Origin of the sequence: Streptomyces sp. NPDC088733 (assembly GCF_044751185.1) — a bacterium.
In the GTDB taxonomy this organism is placed as follows: Bacteria; Actinomycetota; Actinomycetes; order Streptomycetales; family Streptomycetaceae; genus Actinacidiphila.
The window spans coordinates 264,013-287,208 of record NZ_JBIVLH010000004.1; the positions used below are offsets into that span (position 1 = coordinate 264,013).

The window sequence follows — 23,196 nt, forward strand, 5'->3', positions numbered from 1 at the left end:
TCCGGGGTGTGCCAGGACCCCCTCTGCGGCCGTCGGCCGCGGCTACGGTGGTAGGTATGCCTCAAGACGACGCGAACCGGCTGGGCGAGTACCTGCACGCCCGCCGTGACCTGGTCACGCCGCAGCAGGCCGGCATCCCCGGTGGCGCCAACCGGCGCGTCCCGGGGCTTCGCCGCGAGGAGGTCGCGATGCTTGCCGGTATCAGCGCCGACTACTACCTGCGGCTGGAGCGCGGCAGGGATCACAACCCCTCCCCGCAGGTGCTCCAGGCCATCGCCCGTGTCCTCTACCTCGACGACCTGGAAACCGAGTACCTGCTCGGGCTCAACGGGCCCCGCCCGCCGGCCCGCCGCAAGCAGCGCGCGCCGCAGCCGCCCGCCCGGTTGCACCATCTGTTGGCGGCCGTGCACGTGCCGGCGTTCGTCGAGGACCGGCACTTCGACGTCCTGGCCGCCAACCAGCTCGCGACGGCCCTGTCGCCGCGGCTCCGGCCCGGCGAGAACCGGCTGCGCTCCCTGCTGCTCGACCCCGAGGAACGCCACTTCCAGCACGACTGGGAGGCGGCGGTCGTCGACTCCGTCGCGGCGTTTCGCCGTTCGGTGGACGACAGCGTCGCCGACCAGCGCTCAGTCGAACTCGTCGGCGAACTGTCCCGGGCCAGCAACCGCTTCCGCACCCTGTGGGCACGGCACGACATCAAAGCGCTCGGCTGCACCAGCACCGTCAACCATCCGGTCGTGGGCGAACTGCACCTCAACCGCGAGAAGGTCGCCGTCGGAGACCTGCTGCTCGTGCTCTACTACCCGGACCAGGGCAGCGACGCCGTCGAGAAGCTCCAACTGCTGGCCTCCCTCGCCCCTGCCGGCGGGCAGCAGCCCGCTGCGGCCGTCGACCCGCCGACAGGCAGCGACGCCGACGCCCGCCCCCGATCGCAGGACAGCCGGGGCGGAAGCGGGCCGTGACGCTCTGCCCGCGATCCGACAAAGCGCAACTGACGGATGCGGAGCGGGAGTTCGTCGAGCCGTTTCCGCCGATCGCGCGTACGGCCCGTGTCCCGCGCGGCTGCGGCAGCCGTTCGAGGGCGTGATCCGGCGGTTCGGGACGGCGGGGCCGTGGCGTGAGATGCCGCAGGAGTCCGGTGCCTGGTCGACCGTCCACACCGCTTGCGCCAGTGCCGCGACGCCGGAGTCTTCGAGGCGCTCGCGGCTCAGTGCGCGCCCCGGGACCCCTCGGGCAGGGTCCGCTCGAACCAGTGGTGGGCGTACGGCTCGGAGTTGAAGGCCTCGGTCTCGGTGAATCCCGCGGTCTCGTAGAGGCGCCTGGCCTCGCCGAGCGTGCGGTTGGTCTCCAGTCGCAGGGTGCGCATCCCGCGGGCGGCCGCCTCGTCCGCGAGGCGCTCCAGGATGCGGCGGCCGAGGCCGAGCCCGCGGACGTCCGGCGAGGTCCACATCCGCTTCACCTCCGCGATCCGCGTCCCGGCGCGCAGTTTGAGCGCCCCGCACCCCACGGGGGAGCCCTGCGCGCTCGCCACCAGGAGCAGGCCGTCGGGCAGCGTCATCTCCTCGTCGCCGGCGGAGAGCGAGCGGGCCGGGTCGAACCCGGTGTCGAAGCGCCGGCCCAGTTCCTCGAAGTAGGAGCGCAGGCAGTAACGGGCGTCGGGGGTGCGCGGATCGGTGATCTCGATCCGCACCTGAGAGGCCAGCAGCAGCCGTTCGACCTCCGCCATCGCCGCCACCAGGCGGCCGCGCTGGCCGTCGGTCAGCGGCACGAGGATCGACTCCGCCAGTTCGTCGGACGCGCGGTCCAGCACCCCCCGCTCGGCGGCGCCGGCCCGGGTCAGACGTACCTTCCGCACGCGCCCGTCGTCCGCGTCCGGGTCCGTGGTCACCAGGCCGTCCGACTCCAGCCGCCGCAGTTGCCGGCTCAGGTATCCCGAGTCCAGGCCCAGCCGCGAGCGGAGTACGCGGACCTCCGACCCGTCCGGCTCGACCTCCCACAGCAGCCGCGACAGCCCGAGCGACCGGTCCCGCGACAGGTACGCGTCGTTGAGGGCGCCGACCCGCTGTGTGACGGCGCGGTGGAACCTGCGCACGCCGTCGATCTGTCCTCGCTCCATTCTCTGACCGTAGTCAGAGAATTCCGGAAGGGCAAGTGGCCTTCGGGGGCTGCCGCGGCACCGTCACAGCCGTACGACGACGAGGGCCGTGTCGTCGGTCAGGCCGCCCGGCGGGGCGAGGTCGGCGAGCAGGGCGTCGGCGAGCGCCTCGGGGTCGGCCGCGTCGTACCGGGCGAGGGATCCCGCAAGGCGGGCCAGGCCGGTGTCGATGTCCTCGTGGCGGCGCTCGATCAGCCCGTCGGTGTAGAGGACGAGCACGGCTCCCCCGGTGAAGGGCACCGTGGCCTGGTGGCGCAGGACGTGCTCCGGCGAGGCGGCGAGCGGTGGGTCGGTGACACGGTCCAGGAACTCGACGGCGCCGTCCGGCCGCCGGAGCGCGGGCGGCGGGTGACCGGCCCTGCTGTAGGTGATGGTGCGGGCGGACCAGTCGACGAAGGTGCAGGCCGCGGTGGTGTTCTCGGCGCCGTCGATCGACCGGGCGTGCAGCCCGAGCACCTCCAGGGCCTTCGCGGGACCGTCCAGGACCCGGGTGGCGGCGCAGAGCGCGCTCCGCAGCTCCCCCATGATCCCGGCCGCGGGCAGGCCGTGGCCCACGACGTCGCCCACGGACACCGCGATGGAGTCGCCCGGCCGGTCGACCACGTCGTACCAGTCGCCGCACACGTTCAGCGCGTCCACCGCGGGCAGGTAGCGCACCGCCACCGGGTGGCGGCCGGCCGGACGCAGGCCGGGCAGCATCGCCTCCTGGAGGCTCAGCGCGACCTCGCGGGCCCGGATGAACTCGGTGACCTCCTCCACCCGGTGCAGCAGAAGCACCACCTGCCCGTCGGGGTCGAGGACGGGTAGGTTGACCACGCTGACGTAGCGCTCGTCCCGCGTCCCCGTCCGCCGGGGATCACCCACGGCGTACCGCTGGAGCGCCATCGTCTCGCGCCGCCCGGTCGTGGCCACCCGGCGCAGTGACGCCTCGACATTGCGCAGGACCCGTACGGCGAGCTCGTCGGGGAGGCCGCCGATGTCGTCGCACAGCGGCCGCCCGATGATCTCGGCGCGGCTGTGGCCCCAGGTGCGCAGGAACTCCTCGTTCGCGTCGACGTAGACCAGCTGGGGGGAGAGCAGCGCCGCCGGCCCGGGGAAGGACCGGAACACCGCCGTGTAGTCGATCGGTTCCGTCACGTCCGTCCCGTCGCCGCACCGCCGCTGTGGCCTCACACGATAGGAGGGCCACGCGCCCCGGCGGCGGCGCTCCGGTGCTGAAACGGGGCAGGTCACACGGGTGGCCCCGGCCACCGGCGACGGAAGCGGAGCCGTCCTGACGGCCGGCGGCCCCGCGCACCGCGGTGCCGCGCACGGCCGCGCCGCTACACCGTGCCGAGGAACCCCGGGTCGGCCGGGCCCGTCCGGCGGGCGAAGTCCCTTGCCACGCCGAGGACCTCGCGCATCGGCACGGGACGCCGGCTGGTCGCGGCGGGATCGGCGTGCGCCTCCTTCGACCAGAGGAACGGGTACACGCTGATCCCCTGCGAAGGGGACAGGGCCGCGGTCTCCTCGCGCCAGCCGGGCCACCGCAGCTCCTCGTAGAAGGGCTGGAGGCCGCCGGCGAGCAGCCAGGAGATCCACCCGGAGTGGCCCATGTCCAGGGCCTCCCACTCCAGCGTGTCCGGCGCGAACCAGCTCATCTGCCCCGGGACGCCCGGGCGGCCCCCGGCCGCGGGGTCGTGGCCGTTGAGCGCGAACACCCCGCCCAGCACGTCATGGCCGACGACGAGACCGGTCGCGGGGTGCCACGCCGGGTCGAAGGCGGCGGGGAAGTCGTTGACCCGGCCGAGGCTCGGCAGGCCGTCGCTCCCGGGCCCCGTGCCGCCGCCGAACACCCGCAGCCATCCGCCGTCCACGAGCAGTCCCCCGGTGCGGAGCGTCAGCCCGCCGAGCGTGGAGCGCGCGGTGACCTGCATCTGGAGCAGGCAGCGGCGTCCCTCTGCGTCGTCGGCGGGAAGCACCTCCAGCGGCACGGTGGCGGCGGCGAACGCCTCCCGCAGATGCGGCCACACCGGATCGTCCACATCGGTCAGTTCGTCGAGTCCACGCACCCGGGCATGATCGCAGTGCCGGCCGGCGGCCTCTTCGCGGGGGGCGCGTCCCGGCGCCCGGGGCCGGGGCGCGCGTCGGAGCGGCGGAAGAAAGCCGCCGGAGCCGATCGTTGGACCAGGAACCGGTGCAACGGACATCTCAGAACGAGGTCACACCATGGCAACTCTTGGACTCATCGGCAGCGGCTCTATCGGCGGCACTCTGGCGCGGCTCGCGACGGACGCCGGGCTGGACGTGGTCCTCAGCAATTCCCGGGGGCCGGAGACGCTCGCGGACCTGGTGTCCGGGCTCGGCCCGCGGGCGCGCGCGGCGACGCCGGAGGAGGCGGCCGCCGCAGGCGACTGGGTGGTCGTCACCATCCCCGTCAAGGCCGTCGGCCAGGTCCCGGTGGCACCGCTGGCCGGGAAGACGGTCATCGACACCGGCAACTACTACCCGCAGCGGGACGGCGAAATCGCCGAGCTGAAGGACGGCGGCAGCACGGACAGCCAGCTGCTCCAGCAGCACCTGCCGGACTCCCACGTGGTGAAGGCCTTCAACAACATCTTCTTCCGCCACCTGGCCGTGCTCGCCCGGCCGAAGGGCTCGCCGGACCGCACCGCGCTGCCCGTCGCGGGTGACGACCCGGCCGCCGTCGCGCAGGCCGCCGAGCTGCTCGACCTGCTCGGCTACGACGCTCTCGCCTACGGCACTCTCGCCGACAGCTGGCGCTCGCAGCCGGGCACCCCGGTCTACGGCCCGCCCTACGGGGGCGGCGCCGCCGACTTCGCGCACGCGGAGGCCACGCCCGCCTCCGCGGACACCATCCGCGCGCTCCTGGACGCGGCCACCCGCTGACCCGGTGCCGTTCCGGCGCGGCGGGCCGTCGTCCGCCGCGCCCCGGGGCGCGATGACACCGTGAAACGGGTCAACGCGCGCCGGTTCATGCGTGGTTCATGTCTCCGCCACCACCCCGAAGGGGCGTCGCTTTACCTTTCCATGGGACTTCCATTACCCGGACAAGACCATGGAGGCATCGTGCGGCCCCACAGACTCCTTCCCCTGCTCACCCGGCACGCGGCCGGCAGATCGGCCCTGACCTGCCAGTACAAGTGCGGCAACGCGTGTGCGCACGAGGCCCCCAACACCAGCGACAACCCCTATCTCGGCGACGTCGTGGCCGACGCGCTCTCGCGGCGCACGATGCTGCGCACCGGGGCCGTGGTGACACTGGCCGCCGCCGCGGGCGGCCTGGTCGTGGCGAACGGCGGTGACGTGGCCGCCGCCGTGCCCGAGGCGCTGCGCGGCGGCTCGCACGGCGGCGGCGTCGACCGTGAAGCGGCCAAGGGCCTGCGCTTCGTGCCCGTCAAGCCGAACACCACCGACGCCGTGGTCGTCCCCGAGGGGTACGCGCAGAGCGTCGTTATCCGCTGGGGCGACCCGATCCTGCGCGGCGCCCCGGCGTTCGACCCGGCGCGCCAGACCGCCGCGGCGCAGGCGGCGCAGTTCGGCTACAACAACGACTTCCTGCACCTGTTCGAGCTGCCCGGCGAGCGCCACCGCCACGTGCTCGTCGCCAACCACGAGTACACCGACGAGATCCTGATGTTCGCCGGGTACGACGCGGCGGCCCCGACCCGGCAGCAGGTCGAGATCGCCTGGGCCGCGCACGGCCTCAGCGTGGTGGTCGTCGAGGAGGACCGGCGCTCCGGCCGCCTGTACCCGGTGAGCCGGCACGAGCTGAACCGGCGCGTCCACACCACGACCCCGTTCCGCCTGACCGGTCCCGCGGCCGGCAGCCCGCTGCTGCGCACCAAGGCGGACCCCACCGGCACGAAGGTGCTCGGCACACTGAACAACTGCGCGGGCGGTACGACCCCGTGGGGCACCGTGCTGTCCGGCGAGGAGAACTTCAACCAGTACTTCGCCAACGCGGCCTCCGTCACCGACCCCGTGACCGCGGCGCGGCTGCAGCGCTACGGCGTGACCGGCACGGCCAGCGAGCGCAAGTGGGAGCGGTACGACGACCGCTTCGACCTGGCCAAGGAGCCCAACGAGATCAACCGCTTCGGCTGGATCGTGGAGCTCGACCCCTTCGACCCGTACTCCACCCCGCGCAAGCACACCGCGCTCGGCCGCCTCAAGCACGAGGCCGCCCAGCCGCGTCTCACCGAGGACGGGCGTCCGGTCGTCTACATGGGCGACGACGAGCGCTTTGACTACATGTACAAGTTCGTTGCCGCCAAGCCGATGCGGCACGGCTCCGGACGCGCGGTCCGCGAGTACAACATGACGCTGCTGGACGAGGGCACGCTGTACGTCGCCCGGCTCACCGGCGACAGCCCGGCCGCGGAGCTCGACGGCTCCGGCGCCCTGCCCGGTGACGGCGCGTTCGACGGCTCCGGCGAGTGGATCAAGCTCGCGAGCGGCACGACCTCGTTCGTCGAGGGCATGACCGCCGAGGAGGTGTACCTCTTCACCCGGCTCGCGGCGGACAAGGCCGGCGCGACGAAGATGGACCGCCCCGAGGACGTGGAGCCGAGCCCGCGCACCGGTCGCGTCTATGTCGCCCTGACCAACAACACCAACCGCGGCAGGGCCGGTTCCCCCGGTCCCGACGAGGCCAACCCCCGGAGCAACAACCGGCACGGACATGTGCTGGAGCTAGCGGAGTTCTTCGACGACCCGGCCGCCGACCGCTTCGCCTGGCGGCTCTTCCTCGTGGCCGGCGACCCCTCCGACCCGTCCACGTACTTCGCGGGCTTCCCCAAGGACCAGGTCAGCCCGATCTCCTGCCCCGACAACGTGGCCTTCGACCCGCACGGCAACCTGTGGATCTCCACCGACGGCGCGCCCGGCACCCTCGGCACCCATGACGCCCTCTACGGCGTCGCCGTGCAGGGCGACAAGCGGGGCCAGGTGCGGCAGTTCCTGAGCGTGCCGAAGGGCGCCGAGACCTGCGGCCCGATCATCCAGGAGCAGCGGGTCCTGGTCGCCGTGCAGCACCCGGGCGAGACGGACGGCTCCACCTACAGCAACCCCTCCTCGCGCTGGCCGGACGGCGGGAAGGGGATCCCCCGTCCCTCCGTGGTCGTGGCGTGGCGCAAGGACGGGCACGGCATCGGCACCTGACGGCCGGGGCCCGGCACTGGACGCGTGAGCGCCGGTGCGGCCGGGACCGTGCCCGCGGAAGGCCGCGGGCACGGTCCCGGCCGGGTGCCGGTGCGGGTGGGGGTGTCAGCTGATGGCGTTCATGACGGGGTAGTAGCCGCTCGAGTGCCCGGTGGCCGTGGGGTGGTAGGACTCCCAGCTCGGCGAGATGACGAGGGAGTGCAGGTAGTCGTCGCCGGAGCAGAGCTCGTGGTTGTTGAAGGTGTTGCGGACGTCGCCGAAGACGAAGCCGTGGGCGGCCGCCCGGGCGGCGATGACGCTGTCGAGCACGTCCGCCGCCTCGTCGATCTTGCGGTGCTTGGTGTCGGAGAGGCCGACGCAGAAGACGTTGAGGGTGTAGACGCGCGGGTAGCCCAGGACGACGACCTTGGCGTTGGGAGCCTTGGCGCGGATCGCGTCGTACGTGGCGTCCAGACGGGCCGGGAGGGTGTTACGCGCGTAGTTCTCCGCCGTGTTGACCCGGTTGACGCAGGTGGTGTCGGAGCCGGTCACGCAGGTGGTCATGACGTCCGCGAAGCCGGCGTCGTTGCCGCCGATCGTGATCGAGACCAGCCCGGTGGAGGCGTTCAGCGGACCGAGCTGGCTGTTGGTCACGTCCGTGGTCACCGCGCCGGAGCAGGAGGTGTCGGCGAACGAGGACGGGGCGTGGGCGTTCTTCCACAGGTACGGGTACGCGCTGAAACTCCGGTGGCAACTACCGCTGGCGCTGTCGTAGTTGCCCGCGCCGTTGCCCGAGGAGTACGAGTCCCCGAGCGCGACGTAGGCAGGTCCGGCGGCGTGTGCCGGACTCGACAGGAGCAGACCGAACACCATGGCCATGATCAAGGTGGCGAGGGCCGACAACGACTTCGTGGGTCTCACGGAACCTCCCTGAGCGGTGAACTGACTACCACTTAGTAGCGCCAGTTCCGGCACCTTGGGAAGTGTCCATGACAATAATTCTTCCCGCGTAGATCTCACGTTCGCCGGACGCGGAGCCGGCGTTGGCCCCGGCGTCACGCTCCGGATCGGAGTCCTCGCGCGGGCGCGCCGCACCACGTCACAACATCAGCCACTGGCAACGGAGTTGAGGGCTTCCGACGGACAGGTGATGACACGTCGGCGGGGCACACCGTGTGCCGTACGCCGGGGCGGCCGGGAAGCGGGAGGCGGGATCGGCACCGCGCCCCGGACCGCATCCCTCCCCACCAGGGGCATCGGGCACGTCCGGCGTATGTCGCCCCGCGCGGACGCCGACCTGAGGAGTGGCCCCCCGTACCGGCGAGGCGGGCGGCTGCGTGTGACTCCGTGGGCGAAGGTGGGAGGACGCGGCACACCGGAACCGGACGAGTGGCCCGGATCACAGGGGCACCGGTTCGAACTTTCCCCACGGCGGCCGCGTCCTGCCGGTGTCCGCCGCCGCGGCCCGCGCGGCGCCGGGCCACGAGCGGTTCGCCCCTTCCCGTACGACACAGACCCCCCGAAAGAGCCGGTTGCCCCATGAACACCCTGGTCCCCCCGTCGGTCGCCGAGCAGTCCGAGGCCGAGGCGCTGTTCCGGTTCGAGACCGGCGCCCCCGAGCACCTGCGCACCGCCCTGGGTATGAACGCCGCGCGGATCGGCGGCGGAGTCGTGCTGTCGATGCGCAACGACCCCACCCGCTTCTGGAGCAAGGCCCTGGGGTTCGGGGTCACCGGCCCCGTGACGCCCGAGCTGATCCGCGAGGTGTGCGACTTCTACCGGGCGGAGGGGACCCCGCAGGCCGTCCTCCAGATCGCCCCCGCGTTCCTCCCCGGGGACTGGGAGGCCGTCTGCGCGAGCGAGGGCATCACCGAGGGCTCGTCCTGGGTGAAGCTCGTCGGCGCGGCGCAGGACGTCGTCGCCCGCGCCGACGCCCTGGACAAGGCACCCGACGGGATCACCGTGGCCCCGGTCGAGGCGGGCCACGCGGCCGGGTGGGGGTCGGTGCTGGTGCGCGCGTTCGGCATGCCCGAGGAGCACTACGCCCAGCTGTCCGCGTACTCGGCCGCCCAGCCGGGATGGCACCCGTTCGCCGCCTGGCTGGACGGGGAGATCGTGGGCACGGGGACGATGCACGTCCACGGGGAGACGGCCCAGTTCTTCGCCGGCGCGATGCTCCCGCACGCGCGCAACCGCGGCGGGCAGACCGCCCTCCTGGCCGCCCGCGCCCGGGCCGCGCGGGACCTCGGCTGCCGCTTCCTGGTGGCCGAGACCGGCGCGGAGACCCCCGGTACCCGCAACCCCTCCCTGCACAACATGGTCCGGCTCGGGTTCCAGGTCGCCTACGAACGCCCCAACTGGAACTGGCAGCCGCTGCCCGAGGCGGCCTGAGACAGCGGCCGGCCCCGCGCCCCGCAGGGGAGGGCGCGGGGCCGGCCGCCGGGGCTCAGTCCTGCCAGTCCACCTTGAAGACCCACACGTGCTCCCCGGCCCTGCGGGCGGCCTCGGGGACGTCGATCACCAGTGCCCCGTTCCGTACCGTCCAGTGCAGGGGCCGGTCGTGGCCGAGCATCGTCACGGTGTCGCCCGCGCGGACGGGCACCGGCGCCCCGACGGTGAGCCGGGCGCCCGGGCGGACCATGCTGTGGATGTAGAAGGCCCGGTTCGGGCGGACGGTGAAGCGCAGGTCGTCGCCGAGCTCCGCCATGAGCGACCAGTACGTCGTGTCGTAGATCGCCTCGCCGTTGGTGCGCAGCCAGCGGCCGGTCTCCCGCAGCCGCCGCTGCATGATCTCCGGGATGGTGCCGTCGGCGCGCGGGCCGATGTCCAGGAGGAAGTTGCCGTTCTTGGACACGATGTCGACGAGGCTGCGCACGACCTCCTCGGCGGTCATGTAGGCGTCGTCCGGGGTCGCCCGGTTCCACCCGTAGCTGCGCGGGTCCAGTCCGCGGCTGGCCTCCCACTTGGCGACGACGGTGCTGTCGTAGGTGGTGTACTCGGGCGTGGTGTAGTCGTGGAACCCGATGCCCGAGCGGTCGTTGACGGTCACGTCGACGGGCCGGTGCCGGTTCTTGGCGTGGTTGAAGTACTCGGCCAGCACATGGACGCTGTCGTTGGAGCCGCCGATGTCGCACCACAGCACGTGCGGGTCGTAGCCGTGGATCAGCTCCAGCATCTGCGGGGCCTGGTAGTCCTTCACGAAGTCCTTGCCGGCCGTGTAGCCGCTGTACGGCACGGACTCCAGGGTGTACGGATTGCGCGGGGCGTGGCCCATCCAGGGGCTGTCCGGGTTGAACCACTCCGGCATCGAGAAGTACAGGCCGCGGCGGAGTTCAGGGGCGTACCGCCGCGAGGCGTCGAAGAGTTCCCCGACCAGGTCGCGGCGCGGGCCCAGCTTCACGGAATTGCGGTCGGACACCTTGCTGTCCCACAGGGCGAATCCCTCGTGGTGCTTGGAGGTGAGCACGTGGTACTGGGCCCCGGCGTCCCCGAAGAGTTCCACCCAGGCCCGCGGGTCGAACTTCTCGGCGGTGAACATCGGGATGAAGTCGTCGTAGGCGAAGTCCTCGCCGTAGGTGGCCCGGTGGTAGGCGTACACCGCGTCGCCGGGGTTCTGCATGCTGTTCCAGTACCACTCGGCGTACTGCTGTCCCACGGGCGACCAGGCGGGCACCGAGTACACGCCCCAGTGGACGAAGATGCCGAACTTCGCGTCCTGGAACCAGTACGGCGCCTGGTGGCCGGAGAGGGAGGTCTCGGTGGGCTCGTAGTCGGCGGTACCCAGGGTCAGGGCGGCGCCGGCCGCGGCGGCGCGGGCGCCGCGGCCGCGGACGGTGACGGTGCCGTCCTGCCGGGTGCCGGGCGCGGTCCCCGGGCGGTTGCGGATCCCGACGCGGACCCGGGCCTGCTCGCCGGGGCCGAGGCGACGGATGCGGACGGGCTCGACGGTGCGGGCGCCGGGGACGTCCACGGTCACGCACACCTCGTCGCGGGCGAGGACCGCGACGGTGCCGGCGTTCAGGACGGTGGCCTCCACGCTCTGCGCGCCGGAGGACTCCAGGAGCGAGTGCGTGGAGTGCGCGTCCCGCACCAGCAGCGCCCGTCCCTCGGCCGGCGGCTGGAGGGAGAGGGCGAAGACGTGCAGGGCCGTGCGGCCCTCCTCGGCGGGCCCGATGTCGGGCAGGGAGACGGCGACGGCCTCGCGCCCCGGGTCGATCCACACCTCCGCGACCTGGATGCCGACGCTGTGCGCGTCGGTGCCGCCGCCGGGCGTGTACCGGTACGGCGCCGACAGCGGGCCGCCGGTCGCGTACCAGTCGGCGCCGCCGAGCCCCGCGGTGGTCGTCGAGCCGTCGGCGTAGTGCACGATGGCCGTGCCGGAGGCGTTGCCGTAGCTGCCGGACGTCAGGAAGACGGCGGACAGGTAGCGGCCCCTGGGCAGGTCGATGCGCTGGCCCCGGGCGACCACGTTGTTGTACGTCCCCGCCCCGGCGGCCGGGAACAGGAAGGGGATGCCGCCCACCTCGATCCGGCCCGAGGGCAGTTCCTCGCCGGGAAAGGTGTAGCCGGAACCGTCGAAGTCGCCGCCGCCGGCGGCCGCGGTGTCGATGCCGTCGTTGTCGAAGAGCGCGTCGAGCGGAACGGGTACCGGATCCGGGACGGCGGCCCAGGGGCCCGTCCCCCGCTCCCCCGCGAGCCCTGCCGCGGGCTCGGCGGCGCCGGCCGGGCCGGCGAGCGGTACGGCGGCCAGGGCGGCGGCACCGGCCGCGGCTCCCAGCACCTGGCGTCGTGGATAGCTGGCCATGAACAGCCCCCCAAAGGCGACTCGATTCATCGGACGTCTGATGATTGAGCCGTAGCTGATTGACTGTCAACGGGGCTGACGTTCAAGGATGTTCCGCGATTGATCCGATGACAGCCCGGCGGTCGTGCGGTGGCGGTCCGGTGAGGCGGGCGTCCCGGCCCGGCCGGCGGGTGTTCCCACGGCCCGCCCCGCCGGGGTAGGAAGGGAGGATGACCTTGCCTTTCAGCACGCTCACGCATCTGGAGTGCGCGCGGTGCGGCCGCCGCCACGACGCCGACCGGGTGCAGAACCTCTGCGCCTGCGGCTCGCCGCTGCTGGCCCGCTACGACCTGGAGCGGCTGCGCGCCTCGCTCACCCCCGCGGACCTCGCGGAGCGGCCGCCCTCGCTGTGGCGCTACCACGAGCTGCTGCCCGTCCGCGCGCCGGAAAACGTTGTCAGCCTGGGCGAGGGCATGACCCCGATGGTGCCGCTGCCCCGCTACGGCGAGGCCATCGGCGTCCCGGGCCTGGTGATGAAGGACGAGGGACTGGTGCCCACCGGCAGCTTCAAGGCCCGCGGCGCGGCGGTCGGCGTGGCCAGGGCCCGCGAGCTGGGAGCACGCGGCATCGCCATGCCCACCAACGGCAACGCCGGCGCGGCGTGGGCCGCCTACGCCGCCCGCGCCGGTCTGGACGCCCTGATCGCCATGCCCGTGGACGCCCCCGCCATCACCCGGGCCGAGTGCGCGGCCGCGGGCGCCGACCTGTACCTGGTGAACGGGCTGATCGGCGACGCGGGACGGCTCGTCGCGGAGAAGATCGCGGCCGACCCCGGCACGTGGATGGACGCGGCCACGCTCAAGGAGCCGTACCGCATCGAGGGCAAGAAGACGATGGGCCTGGAGATCGCCGAACAGCTCGGCTGGCGCGCGCCCGACGTCATCGTCTACCCCACCGGCGGCGGTGTCGGCCTCATCGGCATCCACAAGGCCCTGCTCGAACTGCGCGAGCTGGGCTGGCTCCAGGGCCCGCTGCCCCGCCTGGTCAGCGTCCAGTCCACCGGCTGCGCCCCCATCGTGCGCGCCTTCGAGAAGGGCGAGCGGACCAGCGAGCCCTGGCAGGACGCGCGCACGGTCGCGTTCGGCATCACCGTCCCCAAGGCGCTGGGCGACTTCATGGTGCTGGACGCCCTGTACCAGACCAAGGGCCAGGCCGTCGCCGTCACCGACGAGGAACTGCTCGCCGACCGCGACGCGTGCGCCGCCGCGGACGGCGCCCTGCTCTGCCCCGAGGGCGCGGCGACCCTGTCGGCGGTGCGCGTCCTGCGGGAACGGGGATGGCTGTCGGGCGACGAGGAGGTCGTGGTGCTCAACACCGGCGCCGCGGCCAAGTACCCGGAGGCGTTCCGGACCGATCCTCCGGTCCTGGACCTCACCGACCGCATCCCGTAGCACGGGCGGGGACGGCCGACCGGCGCACGCGGTACGGGAATCACGACCCCGGCCCGGTGCCCTCGGAGGCCGCCCTCCCCGCCTCGGCCGTGACGAGGTCGAGCAGTTCGTCGATCCGGTCCCGGTGGGTGCGGTAGGACACCACGCAGACGCGGATGGTCTGCCGCCCGTCGATCACGGTGCTCTGGAGCAGGACGCGGCGGCCGGCGTTGACCCCCTCCAGCAGGCGCCGGGTCGCGCGGTCGGCCTGCTCGGCGGCGGCCCGCGTGGTGCCGTGCGGCCGGACCCGGAACACGACGGTGCTCAGCTCGGGCCGCAGCGGCAGCTCCAGGGCGGGTATCGCGGAGAGGCGGTCGTGGACGTGCCGCGCCAGGTCCAGCTTCTCGTCCAGAGCGGCCCGGAAGGCGGCGACGCCGTGCAGGTGCAGAGGGAGCCAGAGCCGCAACCCGCGCACCTCGTGGCTGAGCTCGACTCCCATGCCGGCGTAGTCGGGCAGGCCGTCGTAGGAGCCGACGTCCTGCAGATAGGTGCCGGTGCCCGAGAAGGCGGCCCGCAACGTCCGCGGATCGCGGACGACGAGGGCGCCGGTCCCGAAGGGCAGGAACAGCGCCTTGTGCGGGTCGAGGGTGACCGAGTCGGCGCGTTCCAGGCCGGTGAGGGCGGCCCGTCCGCGCTCGGTGAGCCGGAAGAACCCCCCGTAGGCGGCGTCGGCGTGGAACCACAGGCCCTCCCGCCGCGCCAGGTCGGCGATCGCGGCCAGGGGATCGATCGTCCCGGTGTCGGTGGTGCCTGCCGACCCGACGACGAGGAAGGGGCGCCGTCCGGCCGCGCGGTCGGCGCGCACCATCGCTTCCGCCGCCGGCACATCCATGCCGAGCCGCCCGTCGCAGGGCACGCTGCGGATGTTGCGCGCCTTGATGCCCGCGAGCAGGGCGGCCTTCGCGACCGAGTGGTGTGCGTGGGGGGTCGTGTAGACGGTTCCCTCGCCGATGTCCTCGCCGAGTCTGTCGTGGCGGGCGGCGACCAGCGCCGAGAAGTTGGCCATGGAGCCGCCGGTGGTCAGCAGGCCGCCGCTGCCCTCGGGCAGTCCGCACACGTCGCGTGCCATCCACTGCACGGTGCTCTCCTCGAGCGCGGCCAAGGCGGGCGCGGCGACGGCGAGACTGCCGTAGCGGTTGGTGGCGCGAGCCCAGAACTCCCCGAGTGCGGAGCTGTACAGCCCCCCGCCGGGGACGGCGGCGAGGAAGCCGGGTCCTGTGGTCTCCACAGCGCACGCCGTCGCCTCGTCGAGCCGGTCCAGCAGCGGTTTGAGCTCTCCGCCCGTCTCCGGGGGCGGCGCGAGGAACGCCCGCACCAGGTCGGCGGTCTCCTCGGGAGTGGACACGTTGTCCACGGGACGGTCGGGGATCCCGGCCACGAACTGCGCGATCCGCGCGGCCACCAGGCCGCCCATTTCGGCCACGTCGGCCGCGTCGGTCTCCAGCGGGTTGTGACTCATGCCGTCCCCAATCGTGCAGGCGCGCCGGGATGCCGGTGGGAGGCAGCACGGACCGGCCGATCCGCATCGTCGATGTGGTGCGTCGCCCGCCGGTGAGGCACACGTCCGGCCGGGATCACCCCACCGGGCCGGGCCCACGTCGTCGTGCGGCCCTGGCAACGCCCCGGCACATACCGTGCCGGAAGGTACGAACGCCCGCCGTTCGGGAGCGGGCGGCATCGGCCGCGGCCGGGAGCGGGCCGGGAAGTGCCGCACGGGCGATCCGGCACACCGTACAACAGCCGCCCATCAGGCGGAAGCTTTGATTCCGGAGCGCGGTCCGCCCCGCACCTACGGGCGGGGCAGCAGCGCCATCGCGGTGTCAGCGACGGCGTGGAGCGACTCGGGGCCGCTGCCGCCCTTGCCGAGGGCCTCGATGCCGCGGATGACGGCAAGGAGGAGTGCGGCGAGGCGCGCGGGGTCGGCGGCCGGGTCGATGTCGCCCGCGCGCTGGGCGGCCGCGACGCACGCGGTGAAGAGTTCCTCCAGCGCGGCGAAGGTGCGCCGGGCGATCGCCTGGACCTCGGGGTCGCGGCCGGAGAGCTCGGCCGTGCCGTTGGCGAGCAGGCACCCGCGCAGGTCCACGTCGGAGGCGGTGGCCGCGGCGACGTCCCGCACCTGCCCGCCCAGGCGCTCCAGTGCGCCCTCGTCGGGGCCTTCCAGGCGGTCGCCGATGGCCTTGACGAGCCCGTCGCAGTAGTCGCGGAACGCGCGCAGGAACAGCTGGTGCTTGTCGCCGAAGGCTCCGTAGAGGCTGCCTTTGCCGAGTCCGGTGTCGCGCAGGATGTCGTCGACGCTGGTGCCCGCGTAGCCGGTCGACCAGAACCGGTCCCTGACCGCGCGCAGTACCTGGTCCTCGTCAAAGCTCCGGGGTCGTGCCATGCGCCCACCGTATCTGTTCTTGACTGCCCCGTCCACAATCGGGTGGGCCTGGACGAGGTCGTCCGCAGCACAGGACCCGCCGGGACACGTGCCACGGCTCCGGCGGCCTCCCCCGAAGACCTCCGTCATGGCGGCCGAGGGCGGCGCGCCCGGGGAGGCGGTCGCGGCCTTCCTGGCCGGGCCGGACGTCTCGTTCGTCACCGGCTCCGAGCACTCCGCCGTCGGCGGGCGAGGCAGGCCCAGGTCCGACCGGCAGCACGGCAGGCGCCGGCACCGGGCGGGCCGCCCGGTGCCGGTCCGCCGCGGCGGACTACGGCTTGCGGGCCATCCCGGCGGCGATCAGGTGCTCCCAGACCGTCAGCTCCCGCTCCGCCTGGCCGATCTGCGAGGCGTCGGCCGCCTCGGGCCGCCACAGGGACGCGGGGACGATCCCGGGCTCCAGCATCTCCAGCCCGTCCAGCAGGCCCTCGATCTCCTTGTCGGTGCGCCACCGGCCGCGCCCGAACGTCTGCTGGAGGACCCGCTCGGCCTCCACGGTCTGCGGGTTGTTGCCCGACCGGAAGTGGCTGACGAAGAAGTAGCTCCCGGACGGCACCTGCTCGCGCCAGTAGGCGACGATGCCCGCCGGGTCCTCGTCGTCGTTCACGTGGTGCAGGATCGCGCTGAAGATGACGGCCACCGGGCGGCTGAAGTCGATCAGTTCCAGGGTGTCCGCGTGCTCGCGGATGCCCTCGGGCTCCCGCACGTCCGCCTGGATCACCCGGGTGTCGTCGTTGTCCTCCAGCAGGGCCCGGCCGTGGGCCAGCACGATCGGGTCGCTGTCCACGTACACCACGCGGGAGCCCGGCGCGTGCCGCTGGGCGACCTGGTGGACGTTGTCCGCCGTCGGCAGACCGCTGCCCAGGTCGAGGAACTGCCGCACGTCGGTGGTCGTCGCGATCTCCCGGACCGCGCGGACCAGGGCGGCGCGATTGGCGAAGGCGATCGCCACCGAACCGGGCAGGTCCCGCTTGAAGACATCACCGATCTCCCGGTCGACGGCGTAGTTGTCCTTGCCGTCGAGCAGGTAGTCGTACACGCGCGCGATGCTGGGTTTCGTCTGGTCGACCCAGGAATCCTGTTCCGTCATGCCGGCCATCCTTCTCCACACCGCGTCGCCCAACCACCCTCGTGCGCAAGGATAGTGTGCCGATCCGGCCGCGTGCCGCCGCCCCTCAGCCGAGCCGGTCGATCAAGGACGCCAGCAACCGGGCGGAGTTGCGCGGCGGTTCGGCCTCGGCCGCCAGCCGGTCCATGACCGTCAGGTAGTGCTCGACGTCCTCCTGCTTGTCCAGGTACAGGGCGCTGGTCAGCTGCTCCAGGTAGACGATGTCGGGCAGCGCGGGTTCCGAGAAGCGCAGGATGGTCACCGGCCCGCCCGCCGCGGCCAGGCCGCCGACGTCGAACGGCGCGATCTGCAGCGTCACATGGGGCAGCGTGGCGGCCTCCATGAGGTACTCCAGCTGACCGCGCATCACCTCGACGCCGCCGAGCGGCCGGCGCAGGCACGCCTCGTCCAGCACGACCCACAACCGGGGCGCTCCCGGCCTGGTCAGCAGCTTCTGACGGGTCATCCGCATGGCGACACGACGCCCGACCTCGCTCTCGGTCGCGCGGGGGTGGCCGAGCCGCATGACGGCCCGCGCGTACGCCCCGGTCTGCAACAGGCCCGGCACGAACTGCACCTCGTACGTCCGGATGGTGTGCGCGGCCTCCTCCAGGCCGATGTGCGTCTCGAACCAGCCGGGCAGGACATCGGCGTACTGGTGCCACCAGCCGGGGGTGTTGGCCCGGCGGGCCAGTCCGAGCAGCTCACCGCGCTCCCGCTCGTCCGCCACGCCGTACAGGGTGAGCAGGTCCGCGACGTCGCGCTCCTTGAAGCCCACCCGGCCCAGTTCCAGGCGGCTGATCTTCGCGTGCGAGGCGCGGATGGCGTCCCCCGCGGCCTCCCGGCTGATGCCCCGGTCCTCGCGCAGCCGGCGCAACTGCGTGCCGAGCACGATGCGCAGCACGGTCGGGCCGCCCTGGGGCGTGTCGGTCCAGGAACGGGCCACGGACTCACCGCCCGGCCCAGCAGCGCTCATCTCGACTCCCCTGAACGACTCGTCGGGGCCAGTCTCCCACTGCCGCACCGGCGTTCGCAGTCCCACCGCGCAGAACGGCGGAAGGAACGGCCCGGTCGCGCCCGGCCGGTCAGACCAGCCCCGCGCGGTAGACCAGCAGGGCGATCTGGACCCGGTTGTTCAGGTCGAGCTTGGTCAGGATGTGGGAGACGTGCGACTTGACCGTCGGCAGGCTCATGAAGCACGAGGCGGCGATCTCCGCGTTGGTCATGCCCTGGGCGACGGCGAGGGCCACCTCCCGCTCTCGGTCGCCGAGCAGCCGCAACAGGCCCTCCGCCCGGTCCTGTTCGGTACGGTCCGCGGGGGCGCCCGGCGCGGTGCCGGTGACGGCGTCGATGAGCTGCTTGACGGCGTCGGGCGACAGGACCGGCTCCCCCGCCATCACGTTGCGCACCGCCGCCACGATCTGCGCCGGGGGCGTGTGCTTGAGGACGTAGCCCGCCGCCCCGGCCCGCAGCGCGCCGAGGATGTAGCCGTCGGTGGTGAAGGTCGTGAGGATCAGCACCTCGGGCGCCCGCGGCAGCCGCCGCAGCGCGGCGGTGGCGGCGAGCCCGTCCATGCGCGGCATGCGGATGTCCATCAGGACCAGGTCGGGGTGGTGGGCCTCGGCCAGCGGCAGGACGTCGGCACCGTCCTCGGCCTCGCCGACCACGTCGATGTCGTCCGCGGCGGACAGCATCAGGCGCAGGCCGGAGCGGACGAGCGGGTCGTCGTCGACGATGAGCAGGCGGGTCATCTTGTCCATGGCAGCCAGACGTCGAGTCGGAAGTCGGTCGCGGTGTGGCGGTGGCTCATGCGCCCGCCGGCCAGGCGCACGCGTTCGTTCATGCCGATGAGGCCCTGCCCCGAGCCGGGCCCGCGGGTCGCGGGCTCGCGCTGCACGGGGTTGGCGACGCCGACGGTCAGCCCGGAGCGCCGGCCCCCGGTGAGGGTGAGGCTGACGGGTGTACGGGGGGCGTGCTTGCGGTGGTTGGTGAGGGCTTCCTGCAGTACGCGGTAGGCGGTACGGCTGGTGGCCGGGTCCATCGTGGCCGGATCCTCCAGTTCCTGGTGCGTCTCCACGGTGGCGCCGGTCGCGCGTGCCTCCTCGATCAGCCGCGGCAGGTCGCCCAGTGAGGGCTGCGGGGGCTCGGCGTGCGGACTGACCGTGGGGGCGCGCAGGACCCGCAGCACGTCCTGGAGGTCCTCCAGCGCCTGGCTCGCGCTCTGCCGGATCACGCCCGCGGCCTCGGCGACCTGTGCGGGCGCGGCGCCCGGATGGAACTCCAGGGCACCCGCGTGCATGCTCAGCAGCGTCAGCCGGTGCGCCAGGACGTCGTGCATCTCCCGCGCGATCTCCTCGCGCGCCTGCTGCCGCGCCCGGTCGGCGCGCAGCGCGGCCTCGCGTTCGGCACGCGCCTCCCGTTCCCGCACACCCCCGACCCACAGTCCCCAGCCCACGGTGCCGCCGACGAACGCGACTCCCGCCACCGCCATGGCCACGCTCAGGGGGTTGAGCAGGGCCGTCACGAACGGCCGCGCCAGAACCGGCAGCAGCGCGAAGCCGGTGACCGCGGCGGTGGTCCGCCCCGGCCGGCGGGCGGCCACGGTGAACAGGGCCACCAGCAGCGGCACGCCGGTCGGCCACGCGGTGGCCAGGACGACGAGCGCCAGGGCCAGGGCCACCGGGAAGCGCCTGCGCCAGTAGAGCGCCGCGCACCCCAGCAGCGGCACGGTCATGCCCCGCGCGTCCAGTCCCCCGACGTACGGAACGAGCCACGACAGCGCGGCGTGCGAGGACAGCAGGGGTTGGACGGGCAGACCCCCCGCGTCCGACCGCACCACGAGCGCGGTCAGCGCCGCCGCCGAGGCCACCACGAAGGCGTCGGCGAGACGCGGCCGCTCGCGCCACTGCTGCCGGAGGTCGATCACGCTCGCCACCGTAAGGGCGCTCCGCCCGCCCGCCAACTCGTGACGGGGCGCGCGGTGAATTCCTGTACCAAAGGATGAAGGCGCCCTGTCCCGGTGGTTCTTTCGGCTGCGCGCACTACCTCCGCATGGCCGAATTCGGCGCCCCCCGCCGCTCCGTAGCGTCGGCGCCATGAACTTCGAACAATTCTCCAAGAACCTTTCCAGGACCAGCGTCGCGGCCATTGCGGCCGCATTCGCGGGAGTCGTCGTCACGCTCTACGCGGCCGTGCACATCGTCGAGCGGATCTGGGCCCACGCGACGCTGGCCCTCGTGCAGATCCCGGGCCTCGGCGCGGCCGTCGTGCTCGCGGCGGGCGTGATCGTGCTCGGCGTCTCGACGGGACTGCTGCGCCGTGGGGCGCACCGGGCACGCACGGACGCGGACCTGGGCTCGTGACACTGCGCCCCCGACGCGGCGTCCGCGCCGTTCTCGCCCTGATCACCGTGGCTGCCGCGGCATCGACCGCCGCGTGCGGAACACTCCACGGGGTGACCTCGCCGCACGACGAGCGGGAGCACGCCGCGGCGGCGGGGACCGGGGATCCGCAGCCGGCCGTCGACTGCGCCACGGACAAATGCGTCGCGCTCACCTTCGACGGCGGCCCCAGCAGACCGACCCCGGCGCTGCTCGACATCCTGAAGGAAAAGCACGTCCACGCCACTTTCTTCGTCCAGGGAAAGGGGCACACGGACACCTATCCGCAAACGGTGCTGCGCATGGCCCGCGAGGGCCACGAGATCGGCAACCACACCTGGTCGCACAAGAATCTCACCGCATTGGACGAGAAAGGGATCACCGACGAAATAGCCCCCGTGCAGCAGGAGGTACGGGCGATCACCGGGCACACGCCGACAGTGATGCGTCCCCCTCAGGGCCGTACCGACGACGACGTGTCCGGCGTCATGAAGCGGCTGGGTCTGGCACAGGTGCTGTGGAGCGCGACCGCGAGCGACTTCGCCACCAGGGACACCGACACGATCATCAAGCGCATCCTGGAGCAGACCCACCGCGACGGGATCATCCTCCTCCACGAGAGCTACGGGGGAACGGTCCCCGCCGTGCCCACGATCATCGACACCCTCCAAAAGCGGGGCTACACCCTGGTCACCGTCTCCCAGCTGCTCGCCCCGGCCGTCCCGCGGCCCGGCGTGGTCTACCGTCCGTGAACCGTGCGCCCCCGGACGCCGGTGCTGCCGTTCGCGGCGGCACCCCGGCGTGCGGGGGCGCCGGCACGCCCGTCAGGTCCGGCCGCCGGCCAGCCGCCGCAACCGCTCCTCGCTCGGGCTGCCGGGTTCCGCGGTGAAGACGGTCAGGATCTGCGACTGGTCGAGGTCGGCCAGGCTCTCACCGTGAAGGCGGAGGGGGCCGACGTCGGGGTGGTGGATCGTCTTGGGCTCGCAGTACGGCCCGAGCACGGGGCGTTCGCGCCACAGCGCGGCGAACTCGGGACTGGCGTCGAGCAGCGCGTCCACCAGGACGCGGACGCGGGGGTCGGAGCCGCCCGCGGTGTGCGCCGCCAGGAGCTGGGCGGTCAGGGTCCGGCTGTGCCGCGCGTGCTCGTCGGCGGGAAGGGGCAGCCGCGTCCCGGGGTCGGTGAACCAGCGGTACGCCAGGGAGCGCGCGAGGCCCGTGTGGCGGGTCTGGTCCCCGAGCAGCAGCCGGGCCGGCCGGTTCTGCGCGAGGGTCTCACCGAGGTGGTTGACGATCTGCGCGGGCGTGTCGCCCAGGCGGTCCAGGATCCGCCGGATCCCCGGATTGACGCCGTCCGCCTCCGGCTCACGGCGCGGCGGGACGTAGCCGGCGAGCCGGAAAAGGTGGTCGCGTTCGTCCGGCGACAACCGCAGCCCCTCGGCGATCCCGGCGAGGATGCGCTCGGAGGGGCGGGGTCCCCGCTGCTGCTCGATCCGGCTGTAGTAGTCGGTCGACACATGGCTGAGGACGGCGACCTCCTCGCGGCGCAGCCCCTCGGCACGCCGCCGCCGGGTGCGGGGAAGACCCACGTCCTCGGGCTGGAGCGCCGCCCGGCGGCTGCGCAGGAACCCGGCCAGCTCACCTCGTCGCACCGCCGGCCCTTCCCTCGTCCTCGGTCCCCGGGGTGCACGGCGCGCACCCGTGCCCGCTGCAACCCGCGGCGGGCGCGGCGCTATTCCGGGGCCGCCGGGATTTCCCGTCGTTCCGGGGATGACGCGCCGGGCCGACGGGGTTGTACGGGGGTGGGACAGCTCACATCGCCGGGCGAAGGAGTGGACATGACCGTGCAGGACAGCCACCGGGCGGAGTCGCGGGAGGCCGTCGACCCGGCCGCCTTCACCGAGGAGTGGGAACGCTGGCACCGCGCCAAGGAGGACACGCTCGCCGGGCCGCACGGCTTCCTGGCGATCACCAGTCTGCGCTGGCTCGGCCCTGAGCCCGAGCGCTTCGACGACGCCCCCGGAAGCTGGTTGGCCGCCGGCGACCGCGTGGTGGTCGAGCTCGCCGAGGGCGAGGAGCTGACCGTCGACGGCACGGCGGTGCGCGGCCGTTACGACTTCGGGGTGATCGGCGAGCGGGACAGTGTGTACGCGGGCCACGGCGACGCGGTGATCGAGGTCGCCAAGCGCGGCGGGCACAACATCGTGCGCCCCCGTCACCCCGGCAACACCCTGCGCACCGCTTTCGCCGGCACGCCCGCCTACGCCCCGGACCCCCGCTGGGCCCGCGAGGGCCGCTTCGTGCCGTTCGACACCCCGCGCGCCGTGACCGTGGGCGCCGTCACCGAGGGGCTGGAGCATGTCTACGACTCCCCCGGCCAGGTGGAATTCGCCTGGGACGGGACCACGTACCGGCTCACCGTGTTCAACGGAGTCCGCCCCGGCAGCCTGATGGCGCTCTTCACCGACGCCACCTCCGGCGTGACCACCTACGCCGCCAACCGCTCGCTCCAGATCGACGCACCCGGCCCCGACGGCCGGGTCCGCCTCGACTTCAACCGCGCGGCCAACCTGCCCTGCGCCTACACCGACCTCGCCACCTGCCCCCTCCCGCCCGCCGGGAACCGCCTCCCGATGGCCGTCGAGGCAGGGGAGAAGATCCCCTTCGAACGCGGCGGCAAGGGCTGACCGGCTGACCCCCACCGGTGTCCGCGCGCCGGAAA

20 protein-coding genes are annotated in these 23,196 nt (G+C 73.2%); 8 read left to right on the top strand and 12 right to left on the bottom strand.

Annotated elements, in window-relative coordinates:
• Nucleotides 1-56: 56 nt before the first annotated feature.
• Nucleotides 57-962, top strand: a complete 906-nt coding sequence (locus tag ACIP64_RS10025; protein ID WP_401583554.1) for a helix-turn-helix domain-containing protein — start codon at nt 57-59, stop codon at nt 960-962.
• Nucleotides 963-1,207: 245 nt separating this feature from the next.
• Here the strand turns inward: ACIP64_RS10025 and ACIP64_RS10030 are convergent, their stop codons facing one another.
• From ACIP64_RS10030 to ACIP64_RS10040, 3 genes are all read right to left on the bottom strand, one after another.
• Entirely contained in the window at nt 1,208-2,116 is a 909-nt protein-coding gene (locus ACIP64_RS10030) for a GNAT family N-acetyltransferase (RefSeq protein ID WP_401583556.1), read from the bottom strand.
• 63 nt (nt 2,117-2,179) lie between these two features.
• A complete protein-coding gene (locus tag ACIP64_RS10035) occupies nt 2,180-3,292 on the bottom strand; it encodes a PP2C family protein-serine/threonine phosphatase (RefSeq protein ID WP_401583558.1) in 1,113 nt (370 codons plus the stop codon).
• 185 nt (nt 3,293-3,477) lie between these two features.
• Nucleotides 3,478-4,206 carry a DUF2625 family protein gene (locus ACIP64_RS10040; protein WP_401583559.1) on the bottom strand — a complete coding sequence of 243 codons (729 nt, stop codon included), beginning with the start codon at nt 4,204-4,206 and terminating at the stop codon, nt 3,478-3,480.
• Between the two features lie 157 nt (nt 4,207-4,363).
• Here ACIP64_RS10040 and ACIP64_RS10045 point away from each other — a divergent pair, with 157 nt between their 5' ends.
• Both ACIP64_RS10045 and ACIP64_RS10050 read left to right on the top strand, forming a co-directional pair.
• Nucleotides 4,364-5,044, top strand: coding sequence for an NADPH-dependent F420 reductase (locus ACIP64_RS10045; RefSeq protein WP_401583561.1), 681 nt, complete (start codon nt 4,364-4,366; stop codon nt 5,042-5,044).
• Between the two features lie 180 nt (nt 5,045-5,224).
• Nucleotides 5,225-7,318 (top strand): PhoX family protein, encoded by a 2,094-nt coding sequence (locus ACIP64_RS10050; RefSeq protein WP_401583563.1) that lies wholly within the window; start codon nt 5,225-5,227, stop codon nt 7,316-7,318.
• 105 nt (nt 7,319-7,423) lie between these two features.
• On the opposite strand, the gene ACIP64_RS10055 is transcribed toward ACIP64_RS10050, so the two are convergent.
• Nucleotides 7,424-8,176, bottom strand: coding sequence for an SGNH/GDSL hydrolase family protein (locus ACIP64_RS10055; RefSeq protein WP_401583822.1), 753 nt, complete (start codon nt 8,174-8,176; stop codon nt 7,424-7,426).
• Between the two features lie 660 nt (nt 8,177-8,836).
• On the opposite strand from ACIP64_RS10055, the gene ACIP64_RS10060 reads away from it, so the two are divergent.
• The gene (locus ACIP64_RS10060) at nt 8,837-9,688 is read left to right on the top strand and encodes a GNAT family N-acetyltransferase (protein WP_401583565.1); all 852 of its coding nucleotides are present in this window, start codon (nt 8,837-8,839) and stop codon (nt 9,686-9,688) included.
• 55 nt (nt 9,689-9,743) lie between these two features.
• Here ACIP64_RS10060 and ACIP64_RS10065 read toward each other — a convergent pair whose 3' ends face one another.
• On the bottom strand, nt 9,744-12,101 hold the full coding sequence (locus ACIP64_RS10065) for an alpha-L-fucosidase (protein ID WP_401583567.1): 2,358 nt from the start codon (nt 12,099-12,101) through the stop codon (nt 9,744-9,746).
• A gap of 209 nt (nt 12,102-12,310) precedes the next feature.
• Between ACIP64_RS10065 and ACIP64_RS10070 the strand changes: the two genes are divergently transcribed.
• Nucleotides 12,311-13,531 carry a threonine synthase gene (locus ACIP64_RS10070; RefSeq protein ID WP_401583569.1) on the top strand — a complete coding sequence of 407 codons (1,221 nt, stop codon included), beginning with the start codon at nt 12,311-12,313 and terminating at the stop codon, nt 13,529-13,531.
• 40 nt (nt 13,532-13,571) lie between these two features.
• On the opposite strand, the gene ACIP64_RS10075 is transcribed toward ACIP64_RS10070, so the two are convergent.
• The 6 genes from ACIP64_RS10075 to ACIP64_RS10100 all read right to left on the bottom strand — a co-directional run bounded on the left by ACIP64_RS10075 (nt 13,572) and on the right by ACIP64_RS10100 (nt 20,023).
• A complete protein-coding gene (locus tag ACIP64_RS10075; protein ID WP_401583571.1) occupies nt 13,572-15,029 on the bottom strand; it encodes a pyridoxal phosphate-dependent decarboxylase family protein in 1,458 nt (485 codons plus the stop codon).
• 330 nt (nt 15,030-15,359) lie between these two features.
• On the bottom strand, nt 15,360-15,950 hold the full coding sequence (locus ACIP64_RS10080) for a TetR/AcrR family transcriptional regulator (protein WP_401583572.1): 591 nt from the start codon (nt 15,948-15,950) through the stop codon (nt 15,360-15,362).
• A gap of 310 nt (nt 15,951-16,260) precedes the next feature.
• A complete protein-coding gene (locus ACIP64_RS10085) occupies nt 16,261-17,088 on the bottom strand; it encodes an SAM-dependent methyltransferase (protein ID WP_401583574.1) in 828 nt (275 codons plus the stop codon).
• A gap of 76 nt (nt 17,089-17,164) precedes the next feature.
• Nucleotides 17,165-18,073 carry a helix-turn-helix domain-containing protein gene (locus ACIP64_RS10090; protein ID WP_401583576.1) on the bottom strand — a complete coding sequence of 303 codons (909 nt, stop codon included), beginning with the start codon at nt 18,071-18,073 and terminating at the stop codon, nt 17,165-17,167.
• A gap of 109 nt (nt 18,074-18,182) precedes the next feature.
• Nucleotides 18,183-18,857 (bottom strand): response regulator, encoded by a 675-nt coding sequence (locus tag ACIP64_RS10095; protein ID WP_401583577.1) that lies wholly within the window; start codon nt 18,855-18,857, stop codon nt 18,183-18,185.
• The gene (locus ACIP64_RS10100) at nt 18,845-20,023 is read right to left on the bottom strand and encodes a sensor histidine kinase (RefSeq protein ID WP_401583579.1); all 1,179 of its coding nucleotides are present in this window, start codon (nt 20,021-20,023) and stop codon (nt 18,845-18,847) included. Before ACIP64_RS10100 ends, ACIP64_RS10095 begins: the two co-directional genes overlap by 13 nt.
• Nucleotides 20,024-20,192: 169 nt before the next feature.
• Between ACIP64_RS10100 and ACIP64_RS10105 the strand changes: the two genes are divergently transcribed.
• Nucleotides 20,193-20,459 (top strand): hypothetical protein, encoded by a 267-nt coding sequence (locus ACIP64_RS10105; RefSeq protein WP_401583580.1) that lies wholly within the window; start codon nt 20,193-20,195, stop codon nt 20,457-20,459.
• Entirely contained in the window at nt 20,456-21,229 is a 774-nt protein-coding gene (locus tag ACIP64_RS10110) for a polysaccharide deacetylase family protein (protein ID WP_401583581.1), read from the top strand. The genes ACIP64_RS10105 and ACIP64_RS10110 overlap by 4 nt, the downstream gene beginning before the upstream one ends.
• Before the next feature lie 72 nt (nt 21,230-21,301).
• On the opposite strand, the gene ACIP64_RS10115 is transcribed toward ACIP64_RS10110, so the two are convergent.
• Nucleotides 21,302-22,126, bottom strand: coding sequence for a helix-turn-helix transcriptional regulator (locus tag ACIP64_RS10115; protein WP_401583583.1), 825 nt, complete (start codon nt 22,124-22,126; stop codon nt 21,302-21,304).
• Nucleotides 22,127-22,312: 186 nt separating this feature from the next.
• Here ACIP64_RS10115 and ACIP64_RS10120 point away from each other — a divergent pair, with 186 nt between their 5' ends.
• Entirely contained in the window at nt 22,313-23,161 is an 849-nt protein-coding gene (locus ACIP64_RS10120) for a DUF1684 domain-containing protein (RefSeq protein WP_401583585.1), read from the top strand.
• The last annotated feature ends 35 nt before the right edge of the window (nt 23,162-23,196 follow it).